General features: G+C 44.8%; 27 protein-coding genes and 2 tRNA genes. 3 read left to right on the top strand and 26 right to left on the bottom strand.

Annotation, left to right across the window (positions count from 1 at the left end; genetic code table 11):
• Positions 1-11: 11 nt before the first annotated feature.
• The 8 genes from rpsL to rsgA all read right to left on the bottom strand — a co-directional run bounded on the left by rpsL (position 12) and on the right by rsgA (position 6,538).
• Positions 12-425: a 30S ribosomal protein S12 gene (gene rpsL / locus NFR56_RS02680; protein WP_003003125.1), complete on the bottom strand. Its 414-nt coding sequence runs from the start codon at positions 423-425 to the stop codon at positions 12-14.
• 205 nt (positions 426-630) lie between these two features.
• Positions 631-1,203, bottom strand: a complete 573-nt coding sequence (locus NFR56_RS02685) for a hypothetical protein (RefSeq protein WP_049514802.1) — start codon at positions 1,201-1,203, stop codon at positions 631-633.
• 23 nt (positions 1,204-1,226) lie between these two features.
• Entirely contained in the window at positions 1,227-2,042 is an 816-nt protein-coding gene (gene purR, locus NFR56_RS02690; protein WP_045759941.1) for a pur operon repressor, read from the bottom strand.
• 135 nt (positions 2,043-2,177) lie between these two features.
• Positions 2,178-3,122 (bottom strand): 3'-5' exoribonuclease YhaM family protein, encoded by a 945-nt coding sequence (locus tag NFR56_RS02695; protein ID WP_049491700.1) that lies wholly within the window; start codon positions 3,120-3,122, stop codon positions 2,178-2,180.
• On the bottom strand, positions 3,109-4,359 hold the full coding sequence (locus NFR56_RS02700; protein WP_070665657.1) for a DNA recombination protein RmuC: 1,251 nt from the start codon (positions 4,357-4,359) through the stop codon (positions 3,109-3,111). Before NFR56_RS02700 ends, NFR56_RS02695 begins: the two co-directional genes overlap by 14 nt.
• A gap of 1 nt (position 4,360) precedes the next feature.
• Positions 4,361-4,993, bottom strand: a complete 633-nt coding sequence (locus NFR56_RS02705; RefSeq protein WP_070665660.1) for a thiamine diphosphokinase — start codon at positions 4,991-4,993, stop codon at positions 4,361-4,363.
• Positions 4,986-5,645: a ribulose-phosphate 3-epimerase gene (rpe, locus tag NFR56_RS02710; RefSeq protein WP_070665663.1), complete on the bottom strand. Its 660-nt coding sequence runs from the start codon at positions 5,643-5,645 to the stop codon at positions 4,986-4,988. The genes NFR56_RS02705 and rpe overlap by 8 nt, the downstream gene beginning before the upstream one ends.
• Before the next feature lie 14 nt (positions 5,646-5,659).
• Positions 5,660-6,538 carry a ribosome small subunit-dependent GTPase A gene (gene rsgA / locus NFR56_RS02715; RefSeq protein ID WP_201087911.1) on the bottom strand — a complete coding sequence of 293 codons (879 nt, stop codon included), beginning with the start codon at positions 6,536-6,538 and terminating at the stop codon, positions 5,660-5,662.
• Between the two features lie 309 nt (positions 6,539-6,847).
• Between rsgA and NFR56_RS02720 the strand changes: the two genes are divergently transcribed.
• The 3 genes from NFR56_RS02720 to NFR56_RS02730 all read left to right on the top strand — a co-directional run bounded on the left by NFR56_RS02720 (position 6,848) and on the right by NFR56_RS02730 (position 8,032).
• Positions 6,848-7,765, top strand: a complete 918-nt coding sequence (locus tag NFR56_RS02720; protein WP_118095588.1) for a CPBP family intramembrane glutamic endopeptidase — start codon at positions 6,848-6,850, stop codon at positions 7,763-7,765.
• A 91-nt stretch (positions 7,766-7,856) separates the two neighbouring features.
• Positions 7,857-7,939 (top strand) — tRNA-Leu (locus NFR56_RS02725).
• Between the two features lie 4 nt (positions 7,940-7,943).
• Positions 7,944-8,032, top strand: a tRNA-Ser gene (locus NFR56_RS02730).
• Positions 8,033-8,326: 294 nt separating this feature from the next.
• Here the strand turns inward: NFR56_RS02730 and rsmA are convergent.
• The 18 genes from rsmA to asp1 all read right to left on the bottom strand — a co-directional run bounded on the left by rsmA (position 8,327) and on the right by asp1 (position 25,245).
• Complete coding sequence (gene rsmA / locus NFR56_RS02735; protein WP_195189328.1) at positions 8,327-9,202, bottom strand: 16S rRNA (adenine(1518)-N(6)/adenine(1519)-N(6))-dimethyltransferase RsmA; 876 nt, start codon at positions 9,200-9,202, stop codon at positions 8,327-8,329.
• A 52-nt stretch (positions 9,203-9,254) separates the two neighbouring features.
• Positions 9,255-9,839: a ribonuclease M5 gene (gene rnmV / locus NFR56_RS02740; protein ID WP_003008897.1), complete on the bottom strand. Its 585-nt coding sequence runs from the start codon at positions 9,837-9,839 to the stop codon at positions 9,255-9,257.
• A complete protein-coding gene (locus NFR56_RS02745) occupies positions 9,811-10,581 on the bottom strand; it encodes a TatD family hydrolase (RefSeq protein WP_251457514.1) in 771 nt (256 codons plus the stop codon). The genes rnmV and NFR56_RS02745 overlap by 29 nt, the downstream gene beginning before the upstream one ends.
• 125 nt (positions 10,582-10,706) lie before the next feature.
• Positions 10,707-10,841, bottom strand: a complete 135-nt coding sequence (gene rpmH, locus NFR56_RS02750; protein WP_000831905.1) for a 50S ribosomal protein L34 — start codon at positions 10,839-10,841, stop codon at positions 10,707-10,709.
• Positions 10,842-10,988: 147 nt separating this feature from the next.
• Entirely contained in the window at positions 10,989-11,618 is a 630-nt protein-coding gene (locus NFR56_RS02755; protein WP_251457517.1) for a ribonuclease P, read from the bottom strand.
• 75 nt (positions 11,619-11,693) lie between these two features.
• Entirely contained in the window at positions 11,694-12,641 is a 948-nt protein-coding gene (gene jag, locus NFR56_RS02760; protein ID WP_118396391.1) for an RNA-binding cell elongation regulator Jag/EloR, read from the bottom strand.
• A gap of 15 nt (positions 12,642-12,656) precedes the next feature.
• Entirely contained in the window at positions 12,657-13,472 is an 816-nt protein-coding gene (locus NFR56_RS02765) for a YidC/Oxa1 family membrane protein insertase (RefSeq protein WP_003015944.1), read from the bottom strand.
• A gap of 1 nt (position 13,473) precedes the next feature.
• The gene (gene rnpA, locus NFR56_RS02770) at positions 13,474-13,815 is read right to left on the bottom strand and encodes a ribonuclease P protein component (RefSeq protein ID WP_251457520.1); all 342 of its coding nucleotides are present in this window, start codon (positions 13,813-13,815) and stop codon (positions 13,474-13,476) included.
• Positions 13,816-13,893: 78 nt separating this feature from the next.
• Positions 13,894-14,571, bottom strand: coding sequence for a CPBP family intramembrane glutamic endopeptidase (locus NFR56_RS02775; RefSeq protein WP_251457523.1), 678 nt, complete (start codon positions 14,569-14,571; stop codon positions 13,894-13,896).
• An 85-nt stretch (positions 14,572-14,656) separates the two neighbouring features.
• Positions 14,657-15,550: a TDT family transporter gene (locus NFR56_RS02780; protein WP_251457525.1), complete on the bottom strand. Its 894-nt coding sequence runs from the start codon at positions 15,548-15,550 to the stop codon at positions 14,657-14,659.
• Positions 15,551-15,966: 416 nt separating this feature from the next.
• Positions 15,967-16,191: an accessory Sec system protein Asp5 gene (gene asp5, locus NFR56_RS02785; protein WP_003003038.1), complete on the bottom strand. Its 225-nt coding sequence runs from the start codon at positions 16,189-16,191 to the stop codon at positions 15,967-15,969.
• A gap of 1 nt (position 16,192) precedes the next feature.
• Entirely contained in the window at positions 16,193-16,384 is a 192-nt protein-coding gene (gene asp4 / locus NFR56_RS02790; RefSeq protein WP_003003066.1) for an accessory Sec system protein Asp4, read from the bottom strand.
• Positions 16,377-17,732, bottom strand: coding sequence for an accessory Sec system glycosylation chaperone GtfB (gene gtfB / locus NFR56_RS02795; RefSeq protein ID WP_251457528.1), 1,356 nt, complete (start codon positions 17,730-17,732; stop codon positions 16,377-16,379). Before gtfB ends, asp4 begins: the two co-directional genes overlap by 8 nt.
• A complete protein-coding gene (gtfA, locus tag NFR56_RS02800; RefSeq protein WP_251457531.1) occupies positions 17,716-19,230 on the bottom strand; it encodes an accessory Sec system glycosyltransferase GtfA in 1,515 nt (504 codons plus the stop codon). Before gtfA ends, gtfB begins: the two co-directional genes overlap by 17 nt.
• Before the next feature lie 11 nt (positions 19,231-19,241).
• Positions 19,242-21,626 (bottom strand): accessory Sec system translocase SecA2, encoded by a 2,385-nt coding sequence (gene secA2 / locus NFR56_RS02805; RefSeq protein WP_251457552.1) that lies wholly within the window; start codon positions 21,624-21,626, stop codon positions 19,242-19,244.
• 25 nt (positions 21,627-21,651) lie between these two features.
• Positions 21,652-22,122, bottom strand: a complete 471-nt coding sequence (asp3, locus tag NFR56_RS02810) for an accessory Sec system protein Asp3 (RefSeq protein ID WP_129824643.1) — start codon at positions 22,120-22,122, stop codon at positions 21,652-21,654.
• Positions 22,119-23,663, bottom strand: a complete 1,545-nt coding sequence (asp2, locus tag NFR56_RS02815; RefSeq protein WP_251457534.1) for an accessory Sec system protein Asp2 — start codon at positions 23,661-23,663, stop codon at positions 22,119-22,121. The genes asp3 and asp2 overlap by 4 nt, the downstream gene beginning before the upstream one ends.
• Positions 23,656-25,245 (bottom strand): accessory Sec system protein Asp1, encoded by a 1,590-nt coding sequence (gene asp1 / locus NFR56_RS02820; RefSeq protein WP_251457537.1) that lies wholly within the window; start codon positions 25,243-25,245, stop codon positions 23,656-23,658. Before asp1 ends, asp2 begins: the two co-directional genes overlap by 8 nt.
• Between the last annotated feature and the right edge of the window lie 3 nt (positions 25,246-25,248).

A 25,248-nucleotide genomic window follows, 5' to 3' on the forward strand; every position in this document is an offset into this window, starting at 1 on the left:
ATCCCCTTTCCTTATGCTTTTGGTTTTTTAGTACCGTATTTAGAACGGCCTTGTTTACGATCGTTTACACCTGCAGTATCAAGTGCTCCACGGACGATATGGTAACGTACCCCTGGAAGGTCTTTTACACGTCCACCACGAAGAAGAACCACGCTGTGTTCTTGCAAGTTGTGTCCGATACCTGGGATATAAGCAGTTACTTCGATCAAGTTGCTCAAACGTACACGGGCAAATTTACGAAGGGCAGAGTTAGGTTTTTTAGGTGTCATTGTTCCAACACGAGTTGCAACACCACGTTTTTGTGGTGAAGAAACGTTTGTTTGAACTTTTTTATGACTGTTGTAACCAACGTTCAAAGCTGGTGATTTAGATTTTTCTACTTTTGATTTACGCGGTTTGCGAACCAATTGGTTAATTGTAGGCATCTACATTCTCCTGTGAAATTTTTTATTTTTGGTGATGGTACACTTGGTGACAGCTACCATCTGTGTGTACTTTTGCAACATTTGTCAGCACGTCCCTGTACACTCTTGAGAGACCAAAAGTAAAAAGTACCGTCTATTATTATAACATGACGGCACTTTGATTGCAAGATGTTTTTTTATTTTTTAAAGAAGTCGAAAAAGTTCATTATTGACCAGCTTCAGCAGGTACTTCTGCCCCTGCATCTGCAGCCGGAGCATACTGTTGTTGCTGTTGTGGTTGAACTGTCGCATTGGCTCCAGCTACTCCAGCATTGGCATTGGCATTAGTATTTGCGTTCGCGTTCGTGTTGGCATTAGCGTCTGTTTGAGTCTGCTGTGTTGCCGCTGTGTCGCTCTCATAGGTCAGTCCATAATAGTTAGCGATGTATTGGATACGGGCCTCAAGCGATTGCTTTTGAGTCGCATCTTTGACTTTCTTCACAGCAGCTTGGGCAGCGTTCACAGAATCTTGACTTGGAGTTGTTTCCATTTGAACGACTGCTTTTTCAGCAGCTTCTGTATTTTTCTTTTCTTCCTTCTTTTCTTTTTCTTCCTTTGTTTCCTTTTTCACTGGAAGGGAACCTGTTTTTTTAGCAGGTTGAATTTCTGTCGTTACCTGGGCAGCTGTATTCTTTTTAACGGTATACAAACCAGCTACCAAAATAAAGGATAGAGACAGAACTGTCACCAAGCGAATCCACAAAGGACTATTATCAAATCGATCTAAAATTCTTTTCACTTTTTGATCCTCCTTTGTTGCTCTTAATCAAAGATATTCCCAACTTCGACACTCAATTTATTTTCTTTTACATCGATGTTGGTCACGCGCAATAAGGATTTGTGTTCAAAGAATTCACGGTCGGTTGCAGCATTATCCGCAAAGACAGCTACCCCCGCTAATTCAGAATCGAATTCAGCCAAGAGACTGACCATCCCGTTAATCGTTCCGCCACCTTTAAGGAAGTCATCGACAATCAAGACCCGGCTTCCTGCTTTTAGGCTCCGTTTTGAAAGGAACATTTTCTCAATGCGATCCCCACTTGAGCCTGAAACATAGTTGACACTAACGGTTGATCCTTCAGTGATTTTCAAATCACGACGGACAATGACGAATGGAACATTCAAGACATTCGCTACTGCATTAGCTAGAGGAACTCCCTTGGTCGCTACGGTCATGACAGCATCAATCTTCCTGTCCCGGAAGGCTTTGGCAATGATGCGTCCGATCCGATTCAAAATCTTAGGATTGCTCAAAAGATCAGACAAGTAAATGTAGCCACCAGGAAGGATACGATCACTTTCAGACAGTTGCTTGCAAAGATCCTCAACGATTTCTTTGGATTCTTGATCTGAGATAGACGGCGTAAAGATCACGCCTCCTCCAGCTCCTGTGATGGTCTCAATATTTCCAATTTCCATCTCTTCAAAAGCCCGCTTAATAATCACGATATCTTCTGAGATGGAAGACTTGGCAGACTCATACTTTTCCGCAAACGTATTGAGGCTAGTCAATTCATAGGGATGGTTGATCAAGTAATTAGAAATTACGACCATCCGTTCACTTCTTCTTAATTTCATTTTCTCACCATGTAGTTTTTTCTATCATTATACCATAAGAAGCGAAAAAAACGAACATTCTGATTTACAGAAGGCCGTTTTTTCCTGATTATTTTATTTTTGGCAGAATCATTCCCGTATTTATCTCTGTTTTTACTAGTCGAGATTCGGTTTATAGAAGGATCTGTTTTCCATAGCAAAGATTTTATTGGTCATTTCGCCAGGACCAATTAAGCCAAGTGCTGTTGTCATCATCATCATTTCCGCATCCAAATTATCGATCATATGAATAATCTCTGCTTCCATGATCTTTGGACGAACAGGACTACCGTATTCGAGCAAGCCATGGTGACTCAAGATCACATGGCGAAGGACGATGACTTCTTCTTTTTGGTCATCAATCTTCAAGTCTTGCAAGACCTTGGTGATTTCTTCATCGATGAGTGCAATGTGGCCGATGAGGTTGCCCCGAACAGTGTATTCTGTATTTTCAGGACCTGTCAACTCGATCACTTTGGCCAAATCGTGTAACATAATCCCTGCAAAGAGCAAGCTCTTATTCAACTGAGGATAGATATCACCGATACTATCTGCCAAGCGGACCATGGTCGCCGTATGATAAGCGAGACCGGCTTCAAAGGCATGGTGGTTGGTCTTAGCAGCTGGATAACTATAAAACTCTTTCTCATATTTCCCATAGAGGGCTCGGACAATCCGTTGCCAGACTGGATTTTCAATTTTGAAAATCATGTTTGACAGGTATTCATGCAATTCCTTAGGATCTACTGGTGGTTTTTCCTTGAAGTCTGCTGGATTGTTAGGCTCTCCTGCTTGTGGCAAGCGCATGTTTAATTGGTTGACTTGCGGAGTATTATTGTATACTTCCCGACGACCAGCCATATGGACCACACGCCCAGCTGTAAAGCTCTCTACATTGTGAGGTTGAGCGTCCCATAGTTTACCTTCGATTGTACCGGTCTCATCCTGGAAGACAAAGGCTAAGTAGTTCTTCCCAGCCCGCGTTTGACGCACTTCTGCTGACTTGATCAAATAGAATCCTTCGAACAATTCATCTTTTTTCATTTGGCTAATTTTGACCATCATCTTCTCCATCTTCTATATATACATCTAGTCCCAGCAGGTCCTCATCGCTTTCGATTTGGCGGAGTGTCCGCTCGATGGCACTGGTCCGTCTGGTTAGCAAATCATCAATATTATTGGAAGCATTCTTTAAATGGCGCTGAGTTTTGGCCAGAATCCCTCCAAACTTATGGAATTCTGATTTGACCGATCCCAACACCTTGCTAATGTCATCTGCACTCTTTTGGATGTTGAGCGTTTTAAAGCCAACAGACAAGGAATTCAAGAGGGCTGATAGCGTACTTGGACCAGCCACTAAAATTTGTTCGTCCCGACGCAAGCGATCGAAGAATTCTGGATTGCGAACCACTTCGGAATAGAGGCCTTCAGTTGGCAAAAAGAGAATTCCGAAATTCGTTGTCGCTGGTGGAAAGAGGTATTTTTGTTGGATATCCTTAGCAAAACGCTTGATACTAGCAAGAAGGGCCTTGCGGTAACGATCGATCTCCTCTTTCTCTCCTGATTCATAAGCTTCTTCCAGACGATAGTAGTCTTCCAGTGGGAATTTAGAGTCAATCGGCAGATAGACTGGCTCCTCTCCTTGTCCTGGAAGCTTAATGGCATACTCCACGCGCTCACTGGATTGGGGAACGGTGACAAACTCCCGCTCATACTGGGCTGGGGTCAAGATATCTTCAATAATTTGGCCCAGTTGCAATTCGCCCATAATCCCACGCGTCTTGGTATTGGAGAGAACTTTATTGAGGGTTCCAACATCTCGCGCCACCGTCTGCATTTCTCCCAGCCCTTTGTTGACCGATTCCAATTGTTTTGAAACCGTCTCAAAGGAGGTCTGCAAACGGTGCTGCAAGGTTTTCTCCAATTTTTCTTCTACCGTTTGGCGCATCTGTTCTAGCCGCACTTCATTGGACTCTTGGATCTGGCGCATACGCTCATCTGTTTTGTCCCGATTTTTAGTAAAGTGCTCATTCATCTCAGCGCGCAGAGCCGTCGTCTGCTGGTGGATCTCCACTCGCATCTCGGTTAAGCGATCTGTCAGGGCGATCTCTAACTGCTGATTGGCAATCTGGTTTGCTTGTCTTTCTTTTTCAAAACGATAGTCCAACTGGTCTGTCAAATGATCCTCATGGTCTTCCAGCATCTCTCGTAAAGCCGGTCTTGTATCATCTGACCGTTGCAAGAAATAGATGAGGAGGCCCAGATTGAGCAGGCCAATCAGAAGCAGAATGATATTCATATTAACCTCTGTCTTTACTATAAACAATGACAAGATAGCCACGGTTAAGACTCACTTGAATCGGTTGATCCAAAAATTCGTTGGAGCCATACATGGCCTTCAAAAAATAATTCTCCTGATGGAGCGGATACTTGGCCCCTGTGATCTCTAAGTGGCCTTGTCCGACAGGCATAAAACCAACATAGGACATGGCAGGATCTGGCTGAATCTCATGGCAACCAGCTGGTCTGTAGATCAAGCGATTTTGACCATCGACTAATTGGATTTGCTCCATGTAGGGAGCTAGGTCTGGATCGGTCGGCAAAAAGATATTGGACAAAAAGTGATCCAAGCGACCGCCAAAGGCACCATAAACGGTGACAGCAGCATCTGGATAGGCCTCAAAGACCGCTTTCAAGGCCAATTCCAAATCCGTATCGTTCTTTTCAGGGATGGATTGAACAACCTGCTTGGCTTGGGTTTGGATCTTATTCAAATCAGTCTCAGAGACAGAATCGAAATCCCCCACAGCTATATCTAAAGGCAGACCTTGTTCCAGTAACTTCAAACAGCCACCATCAACGCCTACATAAACATCATGATCTCTTGGCAAGAGCGTGCTGTCACCTCCTGCCAGTATTGCGATGTTACCCATTTACAGCATCTCGGAGCGTTTGAACGCGCTCATTGACATCTCCATTAAAGACATAAGAGCCTGCTACAAAGACATTGGCCCCGGCTTCTTTGGCTTGGGAAATACTTTGGTCATCAATTCCACCATCCACTTCGATATCAAAGTCTAAGCCTTTTTCTTCACGAAGAGCGGCTAATTCGCGCACCTTGTCCATGGTTTCAGGCAAGAAGGCTTGGCCACCGAATCCTGGATTAACGGTCATAACCAAGACTTGATCCACCAAGTTCAAGACATGTTTGATACTGTCTACTGGAGTCCCTGGATTGATCACAACACTCGCCTTCACACCCGCTTGACGAATTTTTTGAAGAGCTCCGTGAATATGGGGAGTAGCTTCCACATGGATGCTGATGATGTCAGCACCTGCACGGGCAAATTCTTCGATATGGTGTTCAGGATTGGTGACCATCAAGTGGCAATCAAAGACCAACTTGCTATGTGGACGCATGCTCTCTACGACACCAGCTCCAAAGCTGATATTGGGCACAAAATGGCCATCCATGACATCGATATGGGCATAGTCAGCTCCTGCTGCTTCTAAGTGTTTCAATTCACTTTCAAAATTGGCATAATCGGCACTCAAAATTGAGGGTGCAATTTTCATTGTTTTCATCGTTGTAGTGTCTCCTATTTTGGCATTTTTTTCGAAACTTTTTTATAGGTTTCGCGACGGTTTTCAATCTCACTTAGAAATTGCAAGTAATCCTCATAACGGAAAGGTGCAATTTCCTCTCTTTCAACGGCTGATTTCACCGCACAAGCGGGCTCATGCGTGTGGGTACAGGTACGAAATTTACAAGAGTGGCTCACATCGGCGATCTCTGGGAAGGCTTGATTTAAGTCTTCACTGGTCGTCACTTCATAATCAAGGGATGAAAAACCAGGCGTATCTGCGATCTTTCCTCCATTTAAATGGTAAAAGCTGACAGCTCGGGTCGTGTGTCGACCGCGCCCCAGACTATCTGAAATCTCACCCGTTTCAAGCTCCAGATCCGGAGCGATTTTATTGAGCAAGGTCGATTTTCCCACACCGGTCTGCCCCATAAAGACCGTGGTTTGATTGGTCAAAAGGGGCAAGAGTTCCTCAATCGACAAGACAAAATCATAGCCAATAGCCTGATAGATTCCTTGGTAGTAGTGGATGTCTTCCATATCTTCTAACAAGTCCAGTTTTGAAATATAGACAATGGGATGAATCCCCTTATGCTCCAAAAGAACCAGAAAACGGTCTAAAAGATTGGCGTTGAAATCTGGCTCCTTAGCTGACATAATCACTACTGCCTGATCAATATTGACAATAGGAGGGCGCACGAGGCTATTTTTTCGAGGCGCAATGCTCAAAATGTAGCCTTCTGAATTCTCTTCAGCAGAAAACTCCACCTGATCCCCCACATAAGGAGTCTGTCCTTTTTTTCTAAAATTTCCACGAGCCCGTGTCTGGTAAATGTGACCGTCTGACTCCACGTAGTAGAAGCCAGCCAAGGCCTTGACGATTGTTCCTTGCAAATCGCACTCCTTTGAAATTAATACTATCTATTATACCAAAAAATGAGAAATAAGGCTGGATTGCTCAATAAGAAAAATCTGGAACTAGTTTCAGTAAAATTTTTAGGGATAATAAAGATAGGGGTATTGTAACCGCTTCCCAATTTAGGTATAATAAATGTGAAAAACATTCATAAATAAGTTGCTTGTGGGAAGCTCGAAACAAGAACGCAGAAAGGAAGTGACATCAAGAAGCGCCTTGTTTCAACGATTACTTGCTGTACAAAGAAAGCTGTTTCTTTGTTCTACGTTTTTAGATGGAGGTTCTTTATGAGTCTTTCTTTTCTTTCTAAAGAGAATCCCTTGATTGCCAATATCAAAAAGGGAAAATTTCTGACACCCTGGTTTTTGGCTCCGTTTATTCTGTATTACATCACAGAGTACATGTCCCCTGTTAGCACGGCATCGACCAGTTTCTTTCTCAATAAGCAGCACTGGATCCCAGACTGGTGGAACATCCTTGACCTCTGGTCCTTCCTCTATACCATCATCGCCTTCTTCCTTTGGGTTCGCTTGATTGAAAAGCGGCCTATTCGAACCATGGGATTTTCCAAAGGAAATGGGCTTTCTGAATTCGCCAAAGGTTGCCTTGTGGGAGGCATCATGATCACCACAGTCTTGATCGTCTTTTTAGTTACTGGAAATGCCACATTCCATCGCATTCAATTTAGTATGCCATTTCTTGTATCTTGGATTTTGGTCTTGATCGGCTATATTTTCCAAACTGCGGCAGAAGAAATTTATATCCGTGGTTGGTTGATTCCAACTATCTCCTACCATACCAATGCCCTTCTAGCTATCCTGATCTCAGCTACTATGTTCTCCTACTTCCATATGAATAACAACGGAGCTTCTTGGTTCTCTACTGTTCATCTCTTCTTCTTTGGAGTCTTTACAGCAGTCTATGCCCTGAAACGCGGGAATATTTGGGGACCTTGTGGCTTCCACTTTGCCTGGAATTTCCTGATGGGAAATGTCTATGGTTTTCACGTCAGTGGCTTTGACAGCGAATCATCCTTGATGTACTTCACAACTTCAAATCACACTTTGATCACTGGTGGTGAATTTGGTCCTGAAGGGGGCATCCCGGGATTAGTGGTCTGCATCTTAGCTCTTTTATGGGCCATCTTTATCCTCAAAGATACCTCCAAGGAGCAAGAGAGCCTATATCCTGCAGCATTGAAATGATCTATGGATAAAAGGAACAGGAGCCATCTCTACCGCTCCCTGTTCCTTTTTTTCCTTGGCATTTTTCCTAAAAAGTGTATAATAGAACTATGCGGAGGTGGTGGAACGGCAGACACGCATGCTTCAGGCGCATGTGCCCCTTCGGGCGTGAGGGTTCAAATCCCTTTCTCCGCATCTTGGAAAGGTGGCCCAGCTCGGTACGGCACCGGACTCGAAATCCGGCAAGTGGATTTTCTTCACGCGCGGGTTCAAATCCCGTCCTTTCCTTACGATACAAATAAGCCATAGGTTATAACCTATGGCTTATTACTTATAAAATTTCTTTGAGACTTTCCTTAGGTGAGTACGGACGTTAGCGAACTTCTCCGAAGTTCCATAACTAATTTTTGAGCCTTAAGTCTCAAAAATTCCGAGAGCCTAAACTACCTTTTATTTAGGCTCTTTTCTCACAGCGTAAAGTCTCGATTTGTAACCAATATCATTCGAAAACACATAAAAAACATAGTGCTTCATAGTGTATTCAGAATTAAGAAAGAAGATTACGAACCTATGGCTTTTCTGTTATTTTATTCCTGCTTCTAGAAGGCCATCTGCTAGGCGAGCGAAGTCTTCTAAGCTAAGAGCTTCTCCTCGTACAGAAGGTTGCAGGCCTGCAGCTTGGATTCCTGCTTCCAGCTTGGCTTTGATTTCTTCGGTCTTGCCAAAGCGACTGGTCAAGTTGTTCCAAAGTGTTTTGCGGCGGTGGACAAAGCTAGCCTTGCTGACAGAGAAGAAGAAATCTTCGTCCTTGACGGGTACTGCTGGTTCTTCGCGACGGACCATCTTGAGGATGGCAGAGTCGACGTTTGGTGCTGGCACAAAGACGGTGCGGGGCACGATAAAGGCTACCTTAGCAGTCATATAGTATTGGACTGCAATGGATAAAGAACCATAAGCCTTGGTGTTGGGCTCAGCCGAGATGCGGTCTGCCACCTCTTTTTGCATCATGACCACAAATTCTTGGAAAGGAATCTTGGATTCGATCAAATGCATGAGGATTGGAGTTGTGATGTAATACGGAAGGTTAGCCACTACCTTGATCGGAAGGTCCGGATTTTTAAACTCTGCGATGTACTGGTTGAGGTCTACCTTGAGGATGTCTTGGTTGACAACCGTGACATTGTCAAAATCACGCAAGGTATCCGCCAAAATGGGAACCAAGCGGTCATCGATCTCAAAAGCCATGACTTCTGCCGCATTTTCCGCCAAGAACTCAGTGAGGGCTCCAATTCCAGGACCGATTTCGATGACATTGACCTGCTTATCAATCTCTGCCGTATCCACAATTTTTTGAAGGATGTTGGTATCGGTCAAGAAGTTCTGACCGAAGGATTTTTTAAAGGTAAAGCCGTGACGCTCCAGCACTGCCTTGGTCACGCTATAATCTGCAATTCTCATTTTTTCTCTTTTCTAATCAGTTTAGGGATAAAGGATCCCCTCTACTTCCGTCTTAATAACTGGCCATCGCCTCTTCGACTTGTGCTAAACAAATTCCAAACAATTCCAAGCGTTTGATCAATTGCTTGCCATTGCAGTAGCCGATGCGCAAGGCTTCTCCTAGATATTCCCGCCGTTTGCGACTATCGCTTCCCATCAAGAGTCCAAGCCGCATCAAGTCAGTCTTTGTGATATCAAAGAAATTTTCATCTTCGTAAGACCCGACCAGTCCAGCTAGGGCTTTTTCTAAGTCTTCAAAACTGGCATGCTCCACTCCAAGAGAACGCCCCTTGGTCTTGGATTTGGGTACTGCTTCGCCACGATTTAAAAAGGCATGCTTGGCCTGGGGCACCTCTTGCATAATGATCTTGCGAATCCGCTCGCCATTATAGTCTGGATCGGTAAAGACAATGACCCCACGCAACTCTTGCAAGGTAGCAATTCGTTCCAAATCATCTTGATCGATCGCAGAGCCTCGGGTTTCATAGGTATCCACCTCATAAAAACGACGGAGATTGGCTGTGTCGTCCTTGCCCTCCACGACAATTACTTCTGGTATTTTTCTTTTCTCAGTCAAGGCCAAATACCTTTCTTGCATTGTCGTAGGTTGCCTGAGCCACTTCTTCTGTTGTTAAGCCACGTAGTCCTGCAATAAAATCTACCACATAACGAGTGTAGGCTGTTTTATTTTCCCGACCACGTTTGGGAACTGGTGCTAGGTAAGGGGCATCTGTTTCAACCAAGATCTTGTCTAGTGGAAGGCCAGCTGCCGCTTCTTGGACATCTGTTGCTTTCTTAAAGGTTACCACTCCAGAAAAAGAAATCATCATCCCCAGATCCATGAAGCGTTTCGCTTCTTTTAAACTTCCTGAGAAAGAATGCATGATCCCACCGCGAGGACCGACTCCTTCACTCTTGATGATGGCATAAGTATCTTCTAAAGCATCGCGTGTATGCACCACAAAGGGGAGGTCCAAGTCCTTAGACAATTGAATCTGACGACGAAAAACCTTTTCTTGGACGTCTTTTGGCGCTGTCATCCAGTGGTAATCCAGACCGATTTCTCCGAGTGCGACGACTTTGGGATGTTTTAGCTGTTCAAGTAAATAGGCCTCCACTTCAGGAGTATAATCTCCCGCCTCAGTGGGGTGCCAACCAAGCGTGAGATAGAGTTCTGGGTGCTGGTCTGCCAACTCCATGGCACGCTCAATCGTCGGTTTGTCAAAACCAACGATATTGTGGGCTACAACACCCATTTCCTTGGCCAAGTCCAGTTCTTCTTGTTCTTTTCCTGCGAATTCTTCCACATTGAGATGGGTGTGGGTATCAAAAATTTGCATGATCTTCCTTTTCTTCCGAGTTTTTCTTCCTTCTATTATAGCAGAAAGCGCCTCTAAATTCACTTTCGGACAAAACAAAAACCAGTAGTCTCGAGTTTCTACTGGTTTTTAGGTTTTTATCTGAATTAGGCAGCCAAAACTTTGCGTCCTTTACGACGACGAGCTGCCAATACGCGACGACCGTTTTTAGTTGACATACGGTTACGGAATCCGTGTTTGCGCGCACGACGAAGTTTACTTGGTTGATAAGTACGTTTCACGATGAATACCTCCTCATAGATTTTGTATTCGTTTAGCCGGCTAGTTGTGATCAGTTACTAAACATACTTTACTATTCTATCGGATTCAACTCTATTTGTCAATAGCTATGGCAAAATTGTTGCAAATACAGGTCGGAGAACACCTTTCTACACCTGACGGGTTGCCAAGTAATAGGGTTCCAGAGCCACCAGCGCCTTTTGCAACTGATCCAAGATATCCTCTAGAGAAGCCTCCTCGACCAGAGAAACATCGTATTTGACGTGGACCTTGCGAACCACCCCATCTGCTACTGCTTGCAACAGATCATGTCGATTCTTTTCTGTTCCTTCTACCCTTTGACTCTCTCCATTTTTCTGGGCGAAATAATAAATTGGCTGAGAGATGGGAAGGGTGAGAACCATGTGTTGTTTTTGAAGGCTCTGCTCATCTTTTTTTCGCTCGATAAAACTCACCTCTAAGGAAACTCCAAAATCAACTGCATCTCCATAGAGCCTCAAGGCAAACATAGGTTCTGCCATCGTCCCTTCTCCTCTTAGATAGGCCCAAAAATGAGGCCGTAAGACCTGGGCCTGGTTCATCCATTGACTGGTCCGATCCTGCTCCAAGTAAGGGTGACGCTGCTGAAAGGCCGAGACTAAATCGGTGAATTCCTTACGAGCTGCTTGAGCTAGGGCACGATACCGCTCCATCTCTGAGGCTAGCACCCCAGCCTTTGCTGGGGCCTGGTAGTGGATTCCTTGAAGCTTTATAAACTCTCTAATCGCTACAAATGCCATTTGCTTCCTTTCTAAAGCTAAAAAAGGAGAGATCGGCTCAATCCCGTCTCTCCCTTATGGGAAATAATAGCTAGATTAACCTTCGATGTCTACTACCACGTAACGGTTTGGTTCTTCCCCTTCAGAGTAGCTAGTGACTCCTTCCATCTTAGAGACGATCCGGTGAATGATTTTGCGTTCACTGTTTGACATCGGATCTGTCTGTTGGGCTTGCCCATCTTCGAGGGCACGTGTTGCCAACTTCTGAGCATAGCTTTGAAGAACTTCTGCCCGGTGTTCTACATAGTCATTAACATTAATGGTAATGTAAAAATTCTTTGAGTAGCGGTTATAGAGGTAATTTTGCGCCAAAAGTTGAAGAGCCTTCAAGACTTTTCCGTGGTAACCAATGACACGTCCTGGCTCATTGGTATCAATTTGCATATTGACCGTACGGCGGTTGTGACTGCTTGAGATAGTCGCATCCACATCCATTTCATCGACCACTGTTTGAACATAGGCTGTCACATCAGCTACGACTTCTTCGATGTTGTAGTTTTCCTCTACCTCGATACCAAGGTTTGAGAAATCAGACTCGCTTGATTCTTTTGCCGCTGGTTCTTTGACTTTTTCAAGGATATGTTCATGCCCTTTTTCTTCAAGAACGGTATCTGCTTCTTTGTCATGTTTCAGGATTTCGGTCTTGATTTCTTCAGAGACAACTTCTCCTTCTTCTTCGACCTTTTTGATCGCTGCTACGACGCGTCCGAGATCGACCGTTGCTTCGCTTACCGTCTTCACCGGTTCGTTTTGCGCATTGATCTCATCTGGGACACCTTTGACAGCTTTTTGATTGGCTTTCACAACAGTTGTTTCTGCAATGGGCTCAATCTCTACTTGGGCTGGTTTTTTCCCAAACAAGCCAAGAAAACCTTTCTTTTCACGCGCTACAACCGTAATATGTGCCTTCATACGAGGAATATCTAAATCGTTCAGACCTTTTTGAATCGCTTCTTCAACAGTTGCTCCAGTATATAGGACCATATGTCCACCTCTTTCTTATTTTTTCTTTTTCTGTGCTTTGTTTAGGGCACGGCGTTTTTGTTTTTCCATGTCGCGTGAAGCTTGCTCTTTTGCTTCACGCTCTGCGATAATCTTGAAGGGGTTGTTCAAGAGATAGGTTTGCCCGACTTGGTAAGCATTGGAAGTCACCCAGTATAGTGCGACCCCGCTGGCTGAGAACAAGGCAAAGAAGAAGATCATCACAGGCATCACATACATCATGGTTGTCGCACTACCATTACGCTCTGGCATGGCTTTATTGGTCAACCAACTGCTGAAAAATGTGAAGAGTGCGGCAAGAACCGGCAAGATATAAGTCGGGTCGATCGCACCAAGGTCCAACCAGAGGAAGTGACCGACTTTAAGGAATTCCACACGGCTCAGCGCTTGGAACAAGGCCATCAAGACCGGCATCTGGATTAAGAGAGGAAGGAAGGCTGAAGACGTTTTGACTCCTTTTTCCTTGTATAGGGCGCGCATCTCTTCGGAAAGCTTGGTCCGGCTATCAAGATCCTTTCCAGGATACTTAGCTTGCAATTCCTTGAGGAGGGGTTGAATTTCCTGCATTTTGCGGGTTGAATTCATTTGATATTGGAAGAGAGGCAAGAGGACCGTCCGGATGACAATGGTAAAGACGATAATCCCTACACCGATACTTCCGCCAAAGGACAAGAAGCGGATGGCTTCTGCAAAGAAGTAGACGAAGCGTTCCCAACCACCTGTCGACTGAGCTGTCACTTGAGAGGTTCCACAAGCTGTCAAGACCAATAAGGCCGCTCCTAATAATCCAGTTAACTTCAGTTTCTTTTTCACATTATTCCCTTTCTTGGTAGACATGCGCTAATTTTAAAACATGTACAAGATTTTTCTCTACTTGATGAAAGTCGAGCTCCTCCACTCCTTTACGAGCAATGACAACAAAATCATCGGTCGCAAGGAAGGCTTGGTGTTTGATCAAAACATGGCGAATCAAACGTTTGATGCGATTTCTGGTCACAGCATTTCCCAGTTTCTTACTAACAGACAGGCCGACTCGAAAATGCGGTTGGTCTTTGCGCAAGCGGTAAACAACGAATTTCCGATTGGCAACATTTTGACCACTTTTAAAAATAGCATTAAAATCTTTGTCACGTTTGACGCGGTAGCTTTTTTTCAAACCTCAACTCCCTCTTTTAAATTTATTCTATTATACCATATTTTCAAAAAAAACCAATCTCACTCAGGAAATCGGTTGTTACTTAAATACAGATAAAAGTAAAGGCAAGGTGTAGTAGAGATTGAGCAAGATATGAGCCAAAATAGGAGAAAGGAGCGTCTTGCTCCGATAATACAGGATCCCAAAAATCACACTCGGCAGGAGATAGATGATAGAAGCTCCCAGCGAAAAAGGATTGTGGAGAAAATGCAGGCCACTGTAGATGAGGGCTGGAAGCCAAATCTCTGCATAGAGTTTCCAGCCTTTGAAGTAGGCATTCACCAAGGCTCCACGAAAGATCAGCTCTTCTGTCACCGGCCGGATGACGACCATTGCGATCACTAAGATAAGCACCCCTGTGGGACCAATTTCCCGTGGAAAGAGACTCAAAACAGCTGCCCGTCCTTGAACAAAACCACTGATGAAGTAGTCCAACCAGTAGACCAAACAGGCCGCAAAAACGGCTTCTATCAGAGCTTGAAGAGGGTTCTTCCCCAGCTTAAACTGCGCTTTTTTAGAAAAACGATAGACCAAAAATCCTGTAAAGACTGCATAGAGGCCTTCTAGGGCAAATAAGGTCCAATAATAGCTATTGGCGCTTGCTACACTATTGGAGACGTACTGGGCCAAAGGGCGAAATTGAGGCCGAACATAAAAATAAAACAAGAGCAGAAAGAGGGGATAAAGCAGTGAGAGCTTTCCTTTGATGAATTTCATAGATACCTTTCCTATAAAGTATGACAAATCGTATAGTGCATCTTACCATAATCGTGACAAGGTTTCAATGAAAAAGGATGCCTTCCTACTCTCTGAGATAGGCCACATAACCACCTAGGACAGCGACTAAAATCAAGAGACAAAGAAGAGTTTCCAGCCATACGAGAGCTGTCAAGAAAGGTAGTTGCAACAAGCCTTGGGCCATTTTCAAAGAGGTCGCTGTGATAACTGTTGGAAAGGTCAGGGCTGAAAAAGCAGGTTGAAAACCTTCTGTGATCATTCTCGGTAGGCGCGTCAAAACAAAGAAATAAAAACCTTGCGAGGCCACTACCATGATCAGTAAGAACCAGACAGGAAGGCTTGCTCCACCCACACGAACCAGGGCTGCTAAAAGAAGGGAAAATGGAGCACAATAGATGCCTTCTTGCCCCAACAGATGACTGGGTAAGGGGGACTGCTTCAAATCATGATAGATAAGGGGATAAAGAAGAAAGGTCAAACCAAAACCAATCACTAAAGTGAGATAAGCAATCTCCCTTATTCCCACAATGGGATAGGTCAAAGCTGCTACTGCAATGCCCACATAGAGAACGGTCCAACTGGGAGTGGCATTGGCTCTTGGTCGCGCTAGGACATGGGTCTTGGTAAAATAGAGAATTAAGCCCAGATCCAAGAGAAAGGCAGACCACCAGACCAACTGTGATAGACCCCCAAAGGCGGGAAAGAGGCGCAAAAGATAGGTGGATAAAATCATCCCTGCCATGGGAAAGGTCGCCATCCCAGATAAAAGGGCTGGTTGTTGGAATTCTATCTTGGTTTCTTGCCAGTGAATCGCATGATAAACTACAAAGAAAAACCAGAAGAACAAACCTGTCAGACTAAAGGCGTGAGCAAGGAAGGGTAGCGAGTCTGCAAGAAGGTTTCCAGCGCCAACCAGTCCTAACAGACAGCCTGAAAATACTAAGGGGATCTTTTTCATCGGGAGCTCCAATCATGTTGTCGCTTTCAGTATACCATAAAAGAGAAGGAAGCAGGATAAAAAAGAGTGTGGGACAGAAATCGGTAATTCGTTAGAATTCGATTTCGTCGTCCCACCTCCGCACTGTTGAGTAGGGCATCTTTGGAACTTGAAAAGCGAACAACTACTTAGGAAACTTGCTTAGCAAGTCCTATCTACCACCTCAAAGCAGTGCTTTGAGCACTCAACCACTGCATCTTGCTCGACAATCCAAAAACAATTGGAGAGGCTAGGACTTTTGTCCCAGCCTCTTCAAATTGTAGATATCTCTTTAATTTTTTAAGTATCATTTAGGTTGCATTATGTAAGAAACAGATGGATTACATTCTAAAAGAAGTTGGAGAATACCAACTTCTTTTTATCCATTCTATTAAAGACTAGGCCTGTACGACCATCATATAAAGAAATAAGGATACGAGAAAGACGATACTAACAACAAGGGTCGCTAACTTGAGTCCACGATGGGAGCGCCAGTAACTTGGTTTTCCTAGGTTACTGGTCGCATCTGTTGAGAGCGATTGTTGTTGGCGAGGCTGCAGGGTGATCAGAACCACAAGAGCGAGGGATAAGATCGAGATCCCGATTGCAAATACCATTTCCATCTTAGGATCCTCCTAACACTCTGAAGAGGGTAAAAATAACTCCCAGCAGAATCACCAAACCAATGATCACATTAAAAGTGACATTGATCTTTTCAGAACGTGTCGTCTTTTCTTTTTCGGCAGGACGGCGTTTGAGAGATTCCATCCGTCCTTCTACTTCTTTGTAAAATAAATCTTTCTTACGATCACTCACTGTGTCCACCTATCCCTTCTTGCAAGCGAGCTTTGAAAACAGCTGGCTCAACGCTACTTGATTGGGCAATTTGTTGCGCGACAGCTTCTCTGTAGTTATCCACAGATTGGTAGATTTCCTGGATACGGGCCACCATATCTGCTTCTTTTCCTTGATCAAAGATATTGGCTTGTGCGAGGAAGTGGCGGTCATGCAGGGTATGGCTAAAGGCAAGGATGACTTGCTGGTGTTCGAAGGCCTTGCGAACAATACCTTGCACCTCTGCATAGTGGTTGATATCCAGATAAATACTAGAGACCTTAAGCAACTCTTTGATCCGCTCTTGACTGATATTTTGGTACAAGACTACATTTGGATAGCGAACCATAGACAAGAGGCTCGCAGACATCTCCGTCAAAGCTGCTACACGGAAGGTCACATTCGGCAAGTTCTCTACTAGGTAGGTCAAGGCTTCGATCTGATCCGAATTAGTCAAGACAAAGGCGTCTTTACGGATATCGTCTTTCACCTTGAAATCATACAGATATCCAAGGGGACCGAAGTAGCTATGCTGATCTTGCGAGGTCAACTGCAAAGCGCGATGATAGGTCGCGTTTTGCGGAATCAAGATCTTCTTGGTCCGGATTTCTGGGCTCTTTAGAATCAACTGCATGTTGCCCGGAAGGCTGTCGTGAAGAGGCTCCTGCCACACCAAGACGTCGCGTCCTTTGATGCCTTTATTGCCCAGCTGGAGACTAATGCTAAAGGAGGTAGCCAGCGTATTGTAGATCAAACCATCTAGATCAAAACCACGATACTCTAGATAAAAGACAAAGTAATCTAAGCGATTCTTGAAAATCCGCATGGGTTGATGGTCCAAGGTCAAGATCAAATCCCCTGTTTGGTGATTCTCTGTCAAGCGCTCGGTATCCCCTTCAAAATAAGTAGTCACCAAATGCTGACCTTGATCACCACAAGTCGTTACAGCAATCTTACGACCGTATTGGTCATAGTGCTCAATCATGACCACTTGCCCCTTATCATCTAACCACTCTAAGCGCTCGACGATGCGTTTATAGGAAGCAGCATGGTACACAATCCGAGCCTTTTCTTGACCATAGTAGGTCACTTTCCCCGAACTGTTATCCCCAGAAACTTCCCAGAAATCAGGCACTGGAACTTCATTAAAGTAGCGTCCGCGCTTCTCTCCTTTTGCTTGTCCTAAGAAATAGATAAAGGGAGACTCGACACCGTCTGGTAAGAAACCGTTTGGCTCCAAAACAACGGTCGGGTGGTCAAAACCAGACTCTTTCATGGAGTGGAGCAGGTCTTGGCTTTCACGAGAATAACTATCAAATACGTTCAGCATGTGTCACCTCTTCTATCAATTGTGCCCAAGCTTCTTCTACTCGGCTGGTCAAAAAGTCTTCTGCACGCGCATAAGATGCTTGACGCATGCTGGCTAGATCATCTTTTTTGTATAGCTGGATCATTTTTTCCGCAAAGGCAGAAGCAATCTGGTCGACCACTTGATCTGCTGAAGGCGGAATGAGATAGCCATTTTTACCTTCTGTGACAAAGGTTTGGTTGCCATAAGGAACATCAAAACCGATGATCGGAAGTCCAGAACCAATCGCCTCCATCAAGGTCAACCCAAAGCCTTCGCTGGTCGACGCGGACAGGTAAACTTCATAGTTCTTATAAATTTCTTCCAGATTGGCATGTCCTTTGAGATGGATATAGTCTGCCGCTCCCAATTCATCAATCAGAGAACGCAGCTTGCCTTCTTCTCCACCTTTTCCATAGATGTCAAAAGACAGTTCTGGCAATTCTTTTTTGGCGCGAACCACTGCTCGCACCAACCAGTCAATATGCTTTTCTGTCGCCAAACGTGAGGCAGTAATCATAGAAAATGGGGTGCGATTTTCGTTTTGTGGCAAGCTTGCAAGACTCCCAACCGGAATGGTATAGATGGCCGGCTGATGGTTGGTGTATTTAGCAAACTGCTCGGCTAAGATTTCTTTTTGGCGATCCGTCGCAACAATAAAGAAGTCCACCTTGTCTGCATTGGTAAATTGGTACTCGTAGTAGTTGTTCCACAGGATATACTGATCACCAACATTATTGGCACTGAAGTGCTCGGCGTGAACGACCACACCCAGACGGGCTTTTTGCGCTTCTTCAAAGATTGGCTGACCAATATTGGTTTCCCGATCCAAAATCACCAGATCTTGTTTGGTCAATTGGAGGGTTTGCATGAAGTAGCGGATCAATTCTTGGCGACCAACCAGGTAGCGATCTGGGAAACGATAGATTTCGCGGCCATCTGCCATCTGCATGCTGTAGGCAACCGTCCCGTCTTCATTGTAAAAACGGCGCTCAATCAAGTTGGCTTGATTGTTCTTAGGAATGAAGTACTCGGTACAATAGCGGGTATAGGAGAAATAATCCTTTCTCACCAAAATTCCTCTAGACACGTACTCGCAACGTTCAACATAGGGACTGTTTTCTGCGCGCAGGTAGCAGGTCAAAAAGTTGTCCTGGTCCTCATAAAAGAAGCGCTTGATCTTACCATCGACTTCTTCCCGAGTCGGTTTTCCGGCAAATCCTGCTAAGACCTGATCAATGGTATAGGTCGTTGGCGCAATTTTTATATCTGTAAAATGGCTATAGAGCCAGATGATTTCATCATTTTTAAAACCGATATTTTCTGTTAAATGTTGGATATTATCGGCTAGGATCATATCCATAAAGACAAACTTGGCTGGTTGATGGATATTGCGTAACAACTGGGCACGGTAGGCCTGGGCATACTCAACACCACTGCTGGCCCAACCGATTCCAAGGTTGATATTGTATACTGTCATAATGTCCTCTTTTATGGGAAATGCAAGACAATTTCCCCTTTTTTATTGATTTCTACTCGACTCAGTAAGAGATTGCGGACCATTTGTTCTTTGGCCGCCTCTTTCATTCGTTCAAAGGATTGGTAGGCTTCTTGGAAAAATTCTACCAAAGGGTTTTTCTGACTGGTGTACTGACCAGAGAGCGCCATGCGCAATTGTTGCAGATAGTCTACCTGCTCGACCCAGTTTTCATCGATAGCTTTTAGGATAGCCATGCGCTGGAATTGGGCGATCACCTCATCGGTGCCTAAGATCTCATACTTAGCTTCTAACTCACTTTTAGCAATCTCCCACAAGAAATTCTCTTTGGTTTTCTTGCTACGGAAGGTTTGGTGGGCCTTTTCCGGATCTACTTGGTAGCTAACATTGTCTAACATATAGCGATAAAAAGCTACCGGTTCCTTGTATTCTTTTTTATGGACTACGCTTGAAAAGACGGAACGAAGCACTTTTTCAACGATATCATCCAAACGTCCTTCTTGTTTGATCAAGCGGTCGCGCTCTTCGTAGACGATGGCACGCTGAATGTTCATGCTTTCCGCAAATTCTAGCGTCATCCGACGACTGGCCTGACCAGAACTTTCACTAGCATTTTGGGCCCGTTCCACCAAGTTTCTATACTTGCGCTTGGTCAGAGCTTTGGCTGAACCAATCCGCTCATCCACATCATAGTCTTGATAGGTATCCTGGATCCAGTCTGGTCCCCAGTTTTTCATCAAATCGTCTTCTAAAGAGACAAAGAACTTGGTCAAACCGGGATCTCCTTGACGACCTGAACGTCCACGAATTTGAAGGTCAATCCGCTGGTTCATCATCCGCTCAGTCCCAACAACCACCAAGCCACCTAACTCAGCGACTCCTGGTCCCAACTTGATATCGGTTCCCCGACCGGCCATTGAGGTCGCAACCGTCACGGCTCCTTTTCGGCCTGATTCCTTAATGATCTGGGCCTCTCGAGGAGCATTGTTGGCATTAAGAAGATTGTGTGGAATCCCTTCCCGCAAAAGAAGATTCGAATAAAGAATCGACATCTCAACGGATCCGGCAAAGACCAGAATCGGATTGCCCTTTTCGTGGACCTTCTTCACATAGTCCAAGGAAGCCACGATTTTCTCCGGCAAGGTCTGATAGATTTCATCCGGCAAATCTTTGCGGATCTTCTTGCGATTGGTTGGGATCTTGATCACTGACATAGCATAGGTATCAAGAAACTCTGCCTCAGCGACCTTCCCAGTCCCGGTCATGCCTCCCAACTTCCGAAACATCTTAAAGAGGTTTTGGTAGGTAATAGAAGCCATGGCCCGTGTTTCTTGGGTGAGCTTGAGACCCTCTTTGGCTTCAATCGCCTGGTGGAGTCCTCCCTGCAAACGGGTCATTTCCATCAATCGGCCCGTCGCCTGGTCTAGTAAAACAATCTCCGGTTGCCCTTCAACATTGGGATGGATGACATAGTCCTTATCCTTAATAAAGTTTTTATTAGCCTGCAGGGCTAAGCTGATATGACGGACCAAGTCACGGTATTGGGGATCATAGAGGTTGGGAATGGCTAGAAAGACTTCTGCTGCATGAGCTCCTTTTCGAGTCAACCAAACCCGTTTCTTTTCTTCATCAAACTTGAAGTCTTCCCCTTCTTTGAAGGTTTGGATCAGGGTATCAATAATCCCATATAGGTTAGATTGAACCCGAGGAGAACCAGAAATAATCAAGGGAGTCTGAGCACTATCTAGAAGCACCGAATCAATCTCATCGACAATGGCGTAATTGAAGTCTGCCAAAAACTGACCATCTGCCGAAGCCGTCAGGTTCTCTGTTAAATAGTCAAACCCTAGACTGGTATTGGTCGTATAAATGACGTCTGAGCGGTAGATCTCGCGTTTGACATCTGGATCTAATTCTTCGTCTTCAGATTGTTTCAAGGGAACTCCAACAGTCAAGCCCAAAAAGCGGTAGACCTGTCCCATCTCTTCTGCATCCCGAGTTGCCAGATAGGTATTGGTCGTAATAACCATGACCCCTTTGCCCTCTATGGCATTGAGATAAACCGGCATAGTTGCCGTCAAGGTCTTCCCTTCACCGGTATTCATTTCAGCGACATTGCCTTGGTGGAGGACAATCCCTCCCATGACTTGCACGTCATAAGGAAACATGCCCAAGACCCGTTTATCAGCTTCTCGCGCAACTGCAAATGCTTCCGGTAAGAGATCATCCAAGGTCTCACCCTCTGCTAGACGTTCCCGAAATTCCACAGTCTTCTCCTGTAGTTGTCGATCCGTCAAGCGGGCCATGTCATCCTTCCAGCTATTGACTTCTTTTAAGATTTTTTTGATGTTTCTTAATTTAACGTAATCCAATGTAATCCTCTTTTTTTGCAGTGATGTTCGTCTATTCGAGAACTTCTGCTCCCTCAGACGATATTGGTTGAATCGTAAAATAGTGGAAGGTAAACTCTTGCAAACCTGCACTGAGCAAGCGTACTTCATAGGCGTATGCTTGATCTGGATAGGTAAACGGCAAGCGACCTTCTGCGGTTACTCGACGGCCAACGACCTCTCCAAAGCGATCTTTGAAGATGATTTCTACCATAACGGTATGAGCCGGAGTCGCTTCCATCGTGATAACCAGTTCATAATCTTGCTCTCTTTTGAGCAGGGGCAGACTCGGAATTTGACGAGTTGCGCCGAAATTTGTCTGCGAATGCCAAGTTTTCAGCACTTGACCAGATGGCATGAGGGGGTTCTGAAACTGAACGCTTCCTTGGTCAGTCGCTTGAATGGTCGACCCCCAAAGATAATCTGCTAGAACGGTATCGCCCCAGTAGATTCGTCTGCTTTCATTTTCTTTTATTTTTATCATTGGTTTCTTCCAAAGTCTCTTTCCATGATTTCTTTGTACTGGGTCACAAACCACTCAATGATCGGACCACTCGCATCATTGTGTCGACCGGCGCGGCTAGTACTGATAATACGAACCGGCAATTCATACAAGGCCTCTAAAATATCTGGATAAGCCTGCTGGTCGTAGTCATCATCCCTCATATAGGCAAGGGCTAAAATCGTATCCTTGAAATCCGCCTGGTCAAACCGGTCCCAGAAACGTTGATTCAGCTGACCGATCCCTTCTTGCGACACTTGACCGATGATCAACTGCATCATATCCAAGGACGTTCCAAACTCATCTGGACGTTTAAATTTCAGGTTGGCAGCGACATCCCCCAGGTTAACAATGGGTTTTCCAACCAAGATCGCATGAGGAGAATAAAGAGCACCATAGTAAAGAGCACCAAAGGTCCCCATGGACAAGCCTGAGAAATTCATATCTTTGGGCTCAAAGCCGAGCAAGTCCAAGTGCTGATCAATAAAGGCAGTGATTTGACTTTCCAATTCTTCTGAGCCCATATAGAAGGATCCACCTTCCAGTCTTGGGTCAGAAAAGAGAATAAAGGGACTCCCCATCGCACGCATCATCCCAAACCCTTCAAAACCTTCGGCCGGACGATACCCAGAAAAGTAAATGTTTAAAGGTGGCTTCAGATCGCCAGGATGGAAATAAGCAAAAATTTCTTGGCGTTTGTGGTCCCGTAGCGTCTTAGCTCCTACGGTCATCTCTCCTAAAGGACCATGTGACAAGCGCTTATGTAGGGCTCCGATCGTAAGCGTCCCCTCTCCTTTTGCTTCCAGCGAAAAGGCTAGGTAATAAGGCTCTGCTCCGTCCAATTCTAGTGGTTGTGCCATCTCTTCTTCTGAAAAGACTGCATCTTTGACCCACTCTCCCAGAGCACCAAAGCGGTAAAATTGAATCCGCAATTGCAGCTGACAGCTTGGATCTTTTTCATATTCCAACCAAAAATTGATGGGACGGCTAGCATCGTACACATAGTTGTAGACCCACTGAGCAATCGGTGTAAACTCTTCACCGTATAATCCATCTAGCTGAAGAAAATGTTGCCCCAGCACCGTTTGCTGGCCAGCAAAATCCGGTCTCACTCGCAGGTCACGAACCGTAAAGGCATCTCCATATTGATTGTCGTATAAAAAGCGCTCTAAGACATAGAGAAATTGATGCTTATTTGAGAAATCCCAGGGTCTTGCTTGCTTGAGCCTTAAGAGGTGGGCCAATTCTTCAGAAGGCGCCTCTAGTTCATGGCTTTGATCATAAAAAACGGTATACGGCTGGAAATAAGCCAGGTCTTCTCCTAAAGCTAATAAATCTTCTGGCTTTTCTAGAATCAAGGCTTTGAATTTGGAAATTTCCTCTTCTTCCATATATTCTTTGAGCGATGGAAGAGCGGTAGCTTGAAAAAAGTGCCAGCCTAGTCCAGCAGGAAGCTCCACCTGATCCTGCCAACTACTTGAGCCGATTTGGAGAATATGGGGTATTTGTAGTTTTTTATCCATGACGTTCTTTCATCCATCCTTCCCATTTCTCGATCAAGCGTTGACCGGTGTATTCTTGAATTTTTTCGATCGAGTAGACCAAGGCTTCGTTCCAAGGCTTCAATTCCAATAAAAAGTGCGTGATTGCCTTCTCTAATTCCTTGTCTCCCTTTGATAAGACATAGCCATTTTTCAAATGATCGACATATTCTGTCTGGACGCGGTTGACCTGTGGAATCCCAGCAGAGATACCCGCGATTTGCGTGTAGAGGTTGGGTTCCTCGCTTAAATCTACAATCAAGCGTGTTTTTTCCAACTCTTGAATAATGTCATTTTCATTTGAAAAATTCTTAACTACAAAACGATAGTCCGGTGCGTCTTGTAGGGACTCTTCATCGACGATCTGGTTTTCCCCAAGTCCTTCCATTTGGGCTGGTGATTGAACCAGATGCAAGTCCTGCTCGCTAGCGATCAATTCCTCGAGTTGCCCTTCTAATTCCTTAACACGCTCCGGTGATCCATTGTAAAATGCAAAAACAACTTCGAATAATGGATGTTGCGCCAACACTTCCAGAACCTTCTTGAGCTGGCTCTTACTCGGGAGCTCGGCTTCGTTGACATAAAAGTAAATCTTTGATTCCTTGCGTTCCTGACTAGATCCCAAACGGAGGCGAGAGTCAAAAGAGGTAATCCGGTGTGTCTTTTGAGCCAAGCTAGGAGAAAAGACTCCAATCGCTTCTTTGGTTTTTTCACTATCTGTGATCAAGAGCTGGGCATCAATCATATCAAAATAGAGGGCAAAGTTTTCGGCAGACAAGGGCTGACGATCCCCATAGAAAGACAAGACTTTTTTGACGCTACTTGCTGTATCTTGTAAAAAGGCCAAATTTGCTGGATGAGCTGCCAAAACCAACTGGTCTCGTCCTGGAACCAAGGTTGCTAGCTGCTCCTTCATTTTTTCAGCGACAACGTCTCCCATATTGGCATAGCTTTCTTTTTTGAAGGCATGAGAGAAAGCTTCATTGACCATGACGGAGTGGTTCTCTTCGATCAACATCTCTCTCAAAACCCATTGCCCATCAAAACTCAGATACTCTTGGAAATAAGGTTTCCCCTCATTGTAGTAGATTCTACTAGAGATAAAGCCACGATCATCTATGTACTCGATGTAGCTGATCTCGTCATTCTTATAACGGGTCAAAGAGAGAAGGTTCCCATCCACCCCCATATCAATTTTTGCTAGGTGGTGGCCCTTTCGAAATGCCATCACCAAAAAGGGAGTATAGGAAAAAGTGGTCTCACTCGGCCATTCGATGTCCTGAAGCTGAACTGGGCGCATAGCCAAATCAGACGGAACCTGTTGGATCTTATCAAAAATCGAGAGCACATCTGTCTCTAACAAATCTTGGCGGTGCAAAAAATAGCGCAGTTGCGGACTATACTGAGGCAACAATAAGATCCGATCCATTTCTGCTTCTTGAAAAATACGAACTTGATTAATGGTATCGTCAAATTCAATAGACTCTCGCATCCAGTACCAAGGGGTAGCTGTTTGCTGCCAGATGCGGTCCGTTCCATACCAGGCTGGTACAAAATAATACATGGT

This window comes from Streptococcus caecimuris (assembly GCF_943193075.1).
Lineage (GTDB): Bacteria > Bacillota > Bacilli > Lactobacillales > Streptococcaceae > Streptococcus > Streptococcus caecimuris.